10 protein-coding genes and 1 pseudogene are annotated in these 11,847 nt (G+C 31.0%); 6 read left to right on the forward strand and 5 right to left on the reverse strand.

Features of this window, described 5'->3' with window-relative positions; genetic code table 11:
* The 5 genes from WC223_12955 to WC223_12975 all read right to left on the reverse strand — a co-directional run.
* Positions 1-641, reverse strand: a 641-nt coding sequence (locus WC223_12955; GenBank protein ID MFA6925147.1) for a DUF4835 family protein, incomplete at its 3' end; no start/stop codon positions are given.
* A gap of 55 nt (positions 642-696) precedes the next feature.
* The gene (locus tag WC223_12960) at positions 697-1,962 is read right to left on the reverse strand and encodes a hypothetical protein (protein ID MFA6925148.1); all 1,266 of its coding nucleotides are present in this window, start codon (positions 1,960-1,962) and stop codon (positions 697-699) included.
* A gap of 1 nt (position 1,963) precedes the next feature.
* On the reverse strand, positions 1,964-3,424 hold the full coding sequence (locus WC223_12965; GenBank protein MFA6925149.1) for a T9SS type A sorting domain-containing protein: 1,461 nt from the start codon (positions 3,422-3,424) through the stop codon (positions 1,964-1,966).
* 5 nt (positions 3,425-3,429) lie between these two features.
* The gene (locus tag WC223_12970; protein ID MFA6925150.1) at positions 3,430-4,683 is read right to left on the reverse strand and encodes a hypothetical protein; all 1,254 of its coding nucleotides are present in this window, start codon (positions 4,681-4,683) and stop codon (positions 3,430-3,432) included.
* Between the two features lie 142 nt (positions 4,684-4,825).
* The gene (locus WC223_12975) at positions 4,826-6,403 is read right to left on the reverse strand and encodes a hypothetical protein (protein ID MFA6925151.1); all 1,578 of its coding nucleotides are present in this window, start codon (positions 6,401-6,403) and stop codon (positions 4,826-4,828) included.
* Positions 6,404-6,821: 418 nt separating this feature from the next.
* Between WC223_12975 and ndhC the strand changes: the two genes are divergently transcribed.
* From ndhC to WC223_13005, 6 genes and pseudogenes are all read left to right on the forward strand, one after another.
* Positions 6,822-7,172: an NADH-quinone oxidoreductase subunit A gene (gene ndhC, locus WC223_12980; GenBank protein MFA6925152.1), complete on the forward strand. Its 351-nt coding sequence runs from the start codon at positions 6,822-6,824 to the stop codon at positions 7,170-7,172.
* Positions 7,163-7,732, forward strand: a complete 570-nt coding sequence (locus WC223_12985; GenBank protein ID MFA6925153.1) for an NADH-quinone oxidoreductase subunit B — start codon at positions 7,163-7,165, stop codon at positions 7,730-7,732. The genes ndhC and WC223_12985 overlap by 10 nt, the downstream gene beginning before the upstream one ends.
* A 77-nt stretch (positions 7,733-7,809) precedes the next feature.
* Positions 7,810-9,390: pseudogene (locus WC223_12990) on the forward strand (NADH-quinone oxidoreductase subunit D).
* A 93-nt stretch (positions 9,391-9,483) separates the two neighbouring features.
* Positions 9,484-10,575: an NADH-quinone oxidoreductase subunit NuoH gene (gene nuoH, locus WC223_12995; protein ID MFA6925154.1), complete on the forward strand. Its 1,092-nt coding sequence runs from the start codon at positions 9,484-9,486 to the stop codon at positions 10,573-10,575.
* Between the two features lie 35 nt (positions 10,576-10,610).
* A complete protein-coding gene (locus WC223_13000; protein MFA6925155.1) occupies positions 10,611-11,090 on the forward strand; it encodes a 4Fe-4S binding protein in 480 nt (159 codons plus the stop codon).
* A complete protein-coding gene (locus WC223_13005; GenBank protein ID MFA6925156.1) occupies positions 11,090-11,611 on the forward strand; it encodes an NADH-quinone oxidoreductase subunit J in 522 nt (173 codons plus the stop codon). Before WC223_13000 ends, WC223_13005 begins: the two co-directional genes overlap by 1 nt.
* Positions 11,612-11,847: the final 236 nt, after the last annotated feature.

Consider the following 11,847-nt stretch of genomic DNA (forward strand, 5'->3'; position numbering starts at 1 on the left):
CTATAATAGTTGTACATGTGTTCTCTGAATGCCTTATAATTCTGGTTGGTAAGATTTTCAAGGATCCAATATCTGTTTTTTGTACTTTCGAATGACTTCCACCCTTTATCCTGAGTGCTTTGAGTTAAGTTAATTATTGCTTGTGCTTTTTCATAAAATGGCGTGCCTCCATACAGTGAAAAAGTATCGTAATCGAGTCCGATAATTAAATACGAATAAAAAGCAAGAATTGATGTGAGATTTGAAATATAAGTATTATCGGTATAATCCAAAGGCTGCGATTCAACATATTTAATATTAAAATCTTTATCAATAAAATTTAATAACACAGTATTGTAAGTAGTTTTAAATACCGGGCGGCGAACCTGAACCTGAATTGTGCCATTGAACACATCATTGTTTCTTTCGGTAAGGTTAATAAGAATGCTACATTCGATGCGTTCTTCGTTTTTAAAAACATTATTTGTCCATTTCCTGTTATTCATAAATTCCCAAATAGACAATCTCAATGTTTCGTATATTTTCTTGTCGCTGCCGGGTATTTTGTCGGATACGACCTGCACATTGCAATTCAACTCCTGAGAAAATGAATTGAAAATAAACACTATATTTACTATAAGTACAAAAAAAAGTTTTTTCATACAATCTTATTTATAACTTTTCTAATAAACGGCATTTCTATAAAAAATATTGTTCTCAACCTATCCATTGTGAATTTATAAAAAAACTAAAAGCTAATACCTGTAATATAACATTAATAAAATATAAAGGTAAATATAGTTTTTTAAAATATTTATTTTTATTAAAAAAAATATAAGCAACAAACAAAATTATATAAATATAAACAGCAATATAAAAAACTAAAGTTTGAATTTTAGATAATTCAAAAATTGGCATAAAAGGGTTAAATAGCAATAAAATAATAATAGTATAAAATAAAATCAACAACATTTTTTTAAATTCGAATAACGCATTTCTATTAATAAAAATAAAAAAAACAAGAAAAAAAGGTGTTGAAAAAGAGTACCTGTTTAAACTTTGCAATCTTTCACCTTGATATGTCAACACAAAAACAGCAGTTGCAAACAAATAGCAAACAGAAAACAGAAATGCTTTGTTTTTTATATAATTCTGTAATTTTATTTTTTTAATAACTATATATAAACAATATATTCCCGCAAAAATCCCAATCCAAAGAGCAATAATATCGAGCCAAAGAGCATTATATCCTATTGATGTTAAAGGAAATTTCAACAAATGAAAATAATGATTCCATTGAGCTTGCGATTTTTTAAAAGCAAACCAGACACCTGTTACATTCCACTGATATAAAATAACAGCCATGTTAGCAACAAACATAATTATGCCATACGTAATTATATTTTTAATACTCTTGCTTAAATCTTTTTTACCATCAAAATAAATAAACTCAATAAATATTATTGCAGGAACAAATAAAACAGCGGCAGAGCGGGTTAAACAACAAAAAAACAAACCAATTGAAGCCAAAACAATATTGTTTCTATTCAAACCTATTAATAACACCGAACCAAATAAAAAAAACAATGCTTCGCTAAAAGGAACAAACATGAATATAATGCTTGGAAGCGATAGAAAAATTAATCCATCTTCTTTTTTTATATTAAATTCCATGGCAATAAAAACAAAAGAAATAAAAAATATCGAAGCATTTATTATTGCCATTGTTGAAGCATTAACATTCAAAAACGACCATAAAAAAGGAAAAGCAGGAAAAAAAGCAACGCTGCTTTGTTCTGCTTCTTTATAATAATATCCAATATCTTTAATGATTTTATACCAGCCGCAATCCCATCTGCAAATATTAATTTCTGAAGGAAATATATTTATTATTCCTGTGAAATAAAACAAACAGTATAATGCAGCAAGGAAAAAAATGTGAAAAAAAACATAATTATATTCACTAAATAAAATTTTTCTCACTTTATTCTTTAATAAGTTTGATTGTGTATTTTTTATCACCATCGGATAATACCATAAAGTACATTCCATTCGGAAAACCATTAATATCAAGAGATGCGCTGTTCTCTATTTCATCGGAATAAACAATACGTCCAACTATATCATGTATTTTTATTAATAATTTTTTATGAAAAAGATTTTCATAACTAATATTAATAATTCCCGTTGTGGGATTTGGAAAAACATTAATGTTTTTTTCTTTGCCAATTATAGTATTGATGCCTATATTTATTTCTTGAGTTGTTGAGGAAGTATTATAGTTTTTATCTGTTTTTACTAAAAAAATACTTGAAAAACTTGTGTTAAAACTTTCGGTATTTCCAACAATAATTAATCCCGAATCCGAGGTGATTTGAGAGTAAACACCCTCATCATCTTTAGTTCCGCCATAGCAACCGGAAGTAACCCAATTATTATAAACATCAAAAACATTTAAAAGCATATCTTTACCTCCGTGTGTATTTTGTGACCTATATCCAATCATTCCTATATTTCCTTCTAAAGTGTTGAACATGTAATTTGATTTCTGGTCGGTTGGTTCTCCGTAATCACAAGTAAACCATTGAATATTTCCGGTGCTATCCGTTTTATCAAAATAAATCACATTGTTGGTATTGCCATTTTTTATTGAATATCCGGATAAAGCAAATCCGTTATCATTACATTGCATAATTGAATTTGCATAATTATTATTAACATCACCATAGGTTTTAGTCCATAATGTATCGCCGTTTTTATTAATTTTTATTAAATAAAAATCCGCTGCTCCTGCACCAAAACTATTTGTATATCCTGCGAGCATCAATTTTCCGTCTTTTGTTTCAATAATACTATTGGCAACGTCGGCACTGTCACCTCCATAAGTTTTTGTGTAAATAGTATCACCAGCAGTATTGGTTTTAATTAAATAAAAGTTGCTGTTTTTTTTACCATAGCTATAAGTTTCACCAACAATATAATAATTAAGGTCAGATGCCTGAAGCACGCAATGTCCCATATCCCAGTCGCTGCCACCATAATTTTTACTCCATATTAAATTTCCCAGAGTATCAATTTTCATTAATAAAACATTATAACTTGTATCGGCTGTGTTATTGGTATAGCCACATATTAAAAAATTATTGTCATTAGTTTTTTCGGCAAAAGTGCCATAATCAATTCCTGTGCTACCGTACATTTTTTTCCACAACGGAGTTCCGTTTTTATCCGTTCGGATAACTATTATATCGGTATTTCCGGAGCCAAAACTGCTTGTGTTTCCGAAAATAAAATAACCATCATCATTTGCTTGTTTTACTGAAAAGCCGTAATCATAAGAATTCCCCGAATATATTTTCTGAAATTTAATTTGAGCAATACCTGTTTCAAAACAAATACTAATTATTAATAAAACAAATAAATATTTTAAAATTTCAAATTTCATTTTTATCAAATTATTTTTTTAATAGCAAAATAAAATCCCTCTCCTCTTGTTGTGCGTGGAAATATAAGTCCGTTAACATAATTACTGCCAACATCAAAAATAAGACCTTTCCTGAAATCGTGAGCAAATTCCAATCCGAAGTTAGCTTCGTGATTTACAAAAATATTTGAATTGCCGTACCCACCATAGCTGACAACAAGAGAAAATAAGTTATATTTATTCGGACTTATAATTGTTTTCAAATAATATAATGGTGTGTAATTAGCATTTATCAAATATTTAATACCAAAATTAAAATCCACTGCATTAGAAGCTTTGTATAAATAACTAATATTAAATATTGAAGGCAAGCCGGTAATAAATCTTGTGGTTTTATTTTTGTATCCGTACTTATTTATAATACTGTCAATATTTGCACTTTCAAATATTTTACTATTCATATTAATAAAAGATGGGACTTCCCATCCTTCGAAGTGAAACGATGTATCGGGACGATAATAAAACCATGATTTTTTATTCCATTTTATTGAACCCACATTATCAAATGAAATACTAAAAATATCATTATGTCTGTTTTCTATCGAATATGAAAAGCTGACACAAGTTCCGAACCCGCTGTACGACAAAGCTGATTTTCTTGAAGCATCGCTCACAGAAACATCGTAATCGGCATTAAAATCAATATATTCGCCAAGGCTTTGTGTAAATAAATCTCCTTTTCTTAAATCAACATTTAAACTTTTTCTTCCCAGATTTACACCCAAGCCAATTGAAAATTCATAAGTTAAATCATCTGCTTTATATCTGGAAATTATTCCGAATGAAAATTGGTCATAGTTCAAATAGTTAAGTTCCGAATTACCCATATCGGCTGTTTTTCCTTCAAACATCTTGTTTCCATATAAAGACAGATTAAACAAATCTTTGCTGAATTTCATGTTAAGATAATTGCAGTTTTTTACTTTTAAATAATAGCTCAGTCCACAAGCAGAATCATTGTGCAAAGTAAGTTTCAAATAAGAATTCATTTCACCACCGAGTATATTGTTTTTTAAAAGCTGCTGTGAAATTCTGTTTTTTAAAATATCATCAATATATCCACCTTTTAATGCTTTATTAATAAATTCATTTGAAATTACGTTTGAATTTATTTCGGTATTATTGCCTGTTTCTAAAGTAATTTTTTTTATTCTATAATTTTTATCAAAAAGATTATTCGTCTGAGTATGCACATTATTTGCACATAACAGAGATATCATAAAGAAAATTAATAATATCTTACATATCTGAAAATTCGCTTTACCCCTAACCCTAAAGGGATGCGAATTTTCAGATGTTTCACCCTTTAGGGTTGGGGCAAAAACATCTGAAAATTCAGTTTTCAGAAATGTTATCAATATGTTATTTCGAATTGATATCAAATTTCAAATCGGCTGTTAGTTTAAGTTTCATGCTGTAATCACTATAAATCTTCAAATATTTATTATCCGGATTAGTATTAAATCTAACCCTAACAATTATCTTTTTTGTTTCATACAATTCATTCATTTTTGCCTTCGGCATCGGAACAACAATAATCGTTCTTACGATACTTGTTGCGATATAATTAACATCAACAGGAGCTGCTTTTATTAAATTCGCAGAAAATAATGAATCAACTATTTTGTTCTGTTCATTCAATAATAAAAGTTGAACATTAGCATCGAAAGGAAATCCGTTATCGGCAATTAAATTGAATGCTCCGCTTTTAATGCTTTTCCTAAAGTCATCAATTTTTAAATTAAAAGCAGCAGTATCGGCAAGTGTAAGCTGATTTGCAATAAGCGACAAAGGTATTTCCATATTAAAATTAACTTTCAATCCCTTTCCATAATAAATAAAGTCGTTACCACCCGAAATATTTCCAAGAGGGTCGGTTATAAGTTCAATGGCATAACCAATTTTGTCGGGCATGTTTTCAAAGAATGGTTTTGCAGCGAAATTTTCAATGTTAATATTTGTGTTTGTTGCAGCTACAGTATTGTCGTAAATATTTTCCGAAGCACGGGTTAAATTTATCGGTTTTCCAACAATATTGCTGTTCAATGCTACTGTTGTATTTGTGCGAGTATTAATAGATGTAAGTTGTTTAATAGTGGCTGTTGCATCAATACCAAAAGAATTTTTAAAATGTGCAGAAAAAGTAATGTCTTCAACTTTAATTGTGCCGCCTGTAATTTTTTTAAACAAATCAATATTTGCAGATGATGGTCCCACGCTGAAAGTTTCAGTTCCCATGTATCCTTTAATATATTGGGCTTCAATGCCAACAAAGCCACTTTCAACACTCATAGTATCATTCGGGTTAATCCATACAGAATCTGTTGCAGTGCTGATTGATAATTTTGTTGAAACAGTATTAAATTCCAATCCGGTGGTACCTGTTAAAATAAAAGTGTAACCCGAAATATCGAAATATTTAATAACTTCAGAATTTCCTCCAATTTGTGCAGCCGGTACTATTTCGCTAATATTAAAAGGACTTCCATTTTTTAATGCATTAAAAATTTTATAATCACATTGCATTAATCCATTTATTGTGCTTCGTATATGAAACTTTAAAAAACCTTTTCTAATAATTATTTTTATAAGTTTTGTATTTGAAACATTCAAACTATATTTATCAACTTGTGAAAAAATAAGTGCTTCAGGCAAAAAATGAACGGGAACAGAGAAAAAAGAATGAAATATGTTTTCTTTAAGTGTATCCGGAATTTCAAATAATGAATCAATAGAAAACTCATAAAAAGGATTTTCATATACTAATTTCAGCGAATTGTCGGGATATTTTTTTAGTAATGAATCGGCAATCAGATTATCTATTTTAAGTGTAGAATTTAATAATGGCATCAATACTTCCGTGCCCCATGAAGTATCGTTGTATTTTTTACATGAAAAAAATAAAACCAATAAAACAAATATTAATTTCTTTTTATTCACTTTGATTGTTATGCTATCATTATTTATTAAAAAAAATGTAAATTATTCGGGTTAAAGATAAAGATTTTTTGGCAAAATATAAATTCCGTTATTAAAAAGCAATAAAATTTGACATCTAATATTAAACAACTGATGTTTGCTATCTTTCGGGTTTTCATCATCAAGTTTATAACTTCGGTTTTATTTTGTTTAATATACACATTTAACTTGACATAAAACATATTTATTAACAAAATAAAACTTTCTTAAATAGTTCAATTATTCGCAAAACTCATTAATTTATAGTTCCTTTTAACATAACAAAAAAGCAGTTATTAATAAAAGTGTTTATAAAAAAAAAGATAAACTATTTTCTTTTAAAAAAAAATACTAATCTTTGCACAAAATTTCAAAATTCTTAAAAGATAAATTAAAATATATGAGTTCAGAATTTTTAATATTATTTTTCGGTGTCGGAGTTTTTCTTGTGGGATTTGCCATTGTATTTGCTTATTTTATAGCTCCAAGGTCAAGCACTCCTCAGAAGTTTGAGCCGTATGAATGCGGAATACCAACAAAAGGTATTACATGGCTGCAATTTAATGTAGGTTACTATTTATTTGCAATATTATTTCTTGTATTCGATGTGGAAACGGTATTTGTTTTTCCATGGGCAGTTGTGATGAGGGATTTGGGAATGGTTGCATTTGTTGAAATACTAATTTTCTTTTTTATTTTGATTTTAGGGCTGGGCTACGCCTGGAAAAAACACGCTTTGGTATGGGAGTAAAAATAAAATCAATGAAATACAATGAGTTTAAGGACAACGAAGACCTTGAACTTATTGACAAATCGGGTGGAAACATTCTGCTTACCACTGTTGACGGAATACTCAACTGGGGACGTTCAAATTCCATCTGGCCACTTACATTTGCAACAAGCTGCTGTGGAATTGAAATGATGGCAGCCGGCGCAGCACGCCACGATTTCGCACGTTTCGGAATAGAAGTTTATCGTGCAAGTCCACGACAGGCAGATGTTATTGTTGTTGCAGGAACAATAGTCAACAAAATGGCTCCTGTCTTAAAACGCCTCTACGACCAGATGTCAGAACCAAAATATGTTATTGCAATGGGCTCGTGTGCTATTTCGGGCGGACCGTTTTTTTACAATTCTTATCACGTAGTAAAAGGTGTTGAACATATTATTCCGGTTGATGTGTATATTCCGGGATGCCCGCCAAGACCCGAAGCTTTGCTTTATGGAGTAATGCAATTGCAAAGAAAAATAAAAAAAGAATCTTTTATCAAACGTAGCTTTAACAAAAGAAAGTGGAAGTATGAAATGTAGTTTAAAGTTTAAAGTTTCAGGTTTAAAGTTAAAAAAACCGGGAACTCTAAACTTTAAACTTTAAACTTTAAACTAAAATGACACACGAACAAATAAAAGAAAAAATATTTTCAATAGTTCCCGAAGCAGCGGAAACAGCAAACAAGCAATATCCTACTTTTGTTGTTCCTGCTGAAAAATTTCATTCATTATGCGAAAAAATAAAACAAAGCGAAAATTTATCTTTCGATTATTTGTTTTGTTTAAGCGGAATGGACTGGGGCGACACACTTGGTGTTGTTTATCATCTTTTTTCCACAAAACACGAACATTATGTTGTATTAAAAGTGAAAACAACTGAAAGAAATAATCCCGAATTTGATACCATTTGCGATTTATGGAAAACCGCTGAATTTCATGAAAGAGAAGTTTTCGATTTGTTCGGAATAAAATTTAAAAATCATCCCGACCTTAGAAGAATTTTTCTTGAAGAGGACTGGAAGGGTCATCCATTAAGAAAAGATTACGTTGATGAAATAAATATAGTTGAAAGATAATTTATGGAAGAAGACGTTTTATTAGATTTAGAGAAAGAGGAATATATTATAAATATGGGTCCTCAGCATCCTTCGACACACGGCGTGTTGCGACTTGTGCTTTCTCTCAAAGGTGAAATCGTAAAAAACATCGAGCCACACTGCGGCTATATTCACCGCGGTATTGAAAAGATGTGCGAAAAACTCACTTACCAGCAAATAATTCATTTAACCGACAGGTTGGATTATCTTTCCGCAATGATTAATAATGAAGCTGTTTGCTTATGTGTTGAAAATGCTTTACAAATAGAAGTTCCCGAAAGAGTAAAATATATCCGCACTATTATGGATGAGCTTCAAAGAATTGCTTCACATCAATTATGGTGGTGTTCCTTTGGAATGGATTTGGGCGGATTGACATGCTTTTTCTACGGTTTGCGTGACAGAGAAAAAATTCTCGATATTTTTGAAGAGTCCATAGGAAGCAGATTAATATTGAGCTATTACACTCCCGGTGGCTTAATGAACGATATTCATCCGAATTTCCAAAAGAGAGTTAAGGAATTTATAAAATATTTCAGAAAAATTTTACCTGAATATGACCAGCTTCTTACCGGAAATGTAATAATGCAGGAAAGATGCAAAGGAGTTGGTATTTTATCAAAGGAAGATGCAATTAATTATGGAGTAACCGGTCCATCGGGCAGAGGTTCAGGATTTTCATGCGACATAAGAAAACACGCTCCTTATGGCGTTTATAATAAAGTTGATTTCAAAGAAATATTATTTAATGAAGGTGATACCTTTGCAAGATATCAGGTTAGAATGTTTGAAATGTGGGAATCTATGAAAATAATTGAGCAATTAATTGATAATATTCCCGAAGGTGATTATACGGCAAAAATGAAACCAATAATTAAACTTCCTGAAGGCGAATATTACCAACGTGTTGAAGCATGCCGTGGGGAATTTGGTGTTTATATCGAAAGCAAAGGAGATAAATATCCGTATAGATTAAAATTGCGTTCTCCGAATTTCAGCAATCTTTCGGCTTTGAATACAATGGCTAAAAATCAGAAAATTGCCGATTTGGTTGCTATTGGCGGCTCGCTTGATTATGTGATTCCTGATATTGACCGTTAATTTTAAGTGAATAATGAATAACAAAATGTTTTGAATTTTAAAATTGAATTATTTTTCAACTTTAAACTTTAAACTTTAAACTCGAAACTAAAGATGTGGTACGATTTTTTATACGACTTTTCAATACTCACCAAAGGAATTGATAAATTCCTGAGTGCTCTTGCAAACCCTTTCTGGGTAACGACATGGGAACTTGTAATAATTGGTGTTGCAATTCTTGCTTTTTATGCAGTTGTGGGTTTGTATCTTGTTTACGCCGAAAGAAAAATTTGCGGTTTTATGCAATGTCGCGTGGGTCCCAATAGAGTTGGTCCCTATGGCTTTTTTCAGACAATTGCCGATTTGATAAAACTATTAATTAAAGAATTAGTTCCAATAAAAAATGCCGACAAAATCTTATTTAACATCGCTCCTTTCATAGTTATCGGAGTTTCTTTTCTTGCAATTGCCGCAATTCCTTTTGCAAAGGGCTTGCATGCAATTGATTTTAATATCGGTGTATTTTATATTATTGCAGTTTCGTCAATGGGAGTAATCGGAATTCTTCTTGCCGGTTGGTCGAGCAATAACAAATATTCGTTAATCGGTGCAATGAGAAGCGGCGCACAAATTGTGAGCTACGAATTATCTGTCGGATTATCATTAATTACAATGTGCATACTTGCCGGAAGCATGCAGCTTTCAACAATTGTTGAAGCACAAAGAAATGGCTGGTTTATTTTCACAGGTCATATTCCTGCAATTATTGCTTTCGTGATTTTTTTAATTGCAAGCACAGCCGAAACCAATCGCGGTCCATTTGACTTGCCCGAAGCCGAATCGGAATTGACTGCCGGCTTCCATACTGAATATTCAGGAATTAAATTTGCTTTTTTCTTTCTGGCAGAATATATGAATATGTTTATTGTTGCTTCAATCGCAGCAACCGTATTCTGGGGCGGATGGATGCCTCTGCATATTGGTAGTTTGACTTCTTTCAATTATGTTATGGATTTAATTCCACCATTCTTCTGGTATTTCGGAAAAACAGCATTTATAATTTTTATAATGATGTGGTTCAAATGGACATTCCCACGATTAAGAATCGACCAACTATTAACACTCGAATGGAAATATTTGCTGCCGATTAATTTAGTAAATGTTTTGTTGATGGCATTGGTAGTGATGATGAAATGGTATTTTTAAAGAGTTTAAAGTTTAATGTTTAAAGTTTAAAGTTAATGAAAAGTTTAATAAATTACATAACCGGCATTTTCAAAGGAGTATGGTCTTTGGTGCTGGGAATGATGGTTACGGGAAAATATTTTTTTAGTCCGTGGAAAATAGTTACTCAGCAATATCCCGAAAACAGAAAAAAACTTGTAATGTTCGACCGGTTTAAAGGTGAATTAATAATGCCTCATAACGCCAATAACGAGCACAAGTGCACCGGCTGTGGGATTTGCGAAATCAATTGTCCCAACGGAACTATTGAAATTATTTCAAAACAAATTCTTCTTGATGACGGCAAAAAGAAAAGAGCTATAGATAAACATATTTACAGAATGGGAATGTGTTCCTTTTGCGCTTTATGTGTGAAAACATGCCCTTTTAATGCACTTACATTCTCACAGGAATTTGAGCATGCTGTTTTTAACAGAGCAAAATTAAACAAGGTATTAAATAAAGATGGCTCATCATTAATGAAAGGAGTTGAATAATGGAATTGAACTTTAATCAAATAATGTTTATTATTATTTCAGGAATTATAATCCTGTTTTCGATATTAACTGTTACTACCAAAAGAATACTACGTGCTGCAACATTTTTGTTGTTTGTACTTGTTGCAACAGCAGGTTTGTATTTTATGCTTAATTACCAGTTTCTTGCTGCCGTACAGTTAACGCTATACGCAGGTGGTATTGTGGTTTTAATAATTTTTTCGATATTGCTGACAAGTCATATCAGTCAAAAATTTGATGAGATATCAATAAGCAAAAAAATACTTTCCGCATTGGCAGTTATTGCAGGAATGGTTGTTTGCATTATAACAATATTACAATACAAATTTCCACCAACAGTAATTTCTCCGGAAGAATTAAATATGAAAGTAATTGGTAATAGTTTGCTTAATTACGGAAGAAATGGTTATGCATTGCCTTTTGAAGTGATTTCAGTTTTGTTGCTTGCAGCAATGGTGGGAGCAATTGTAGTTGCGAAGAAAGTAAAAAAACAGCTTTGAGTTTCGAGCTGTTAGCTATGAGTTTTCAGCTATTAATTAAGCAAAATAAAACATGATATTATGAAGAATTTTAAGAATCTAAAAATTTGGGGGGAAAGGAATAGAATTAGTTAAATTGATTTATGATTTAGCTCACTAACATCCTAACATTATAAATTAAATTTCAATTGATTACAATTAAGTTCTTTGAAATCTTGTAGATAATAGTCGTCAAACAATTGCTGTATGGGGATTTT

Source organism: Bacteroidales bacterium (genome assembly GCA_041671145.1).
GTDB lineage: Bacteria > Bacteroidota > Bacteroidia > Bacteroidales > JAHJDW01 > JAQUPB01.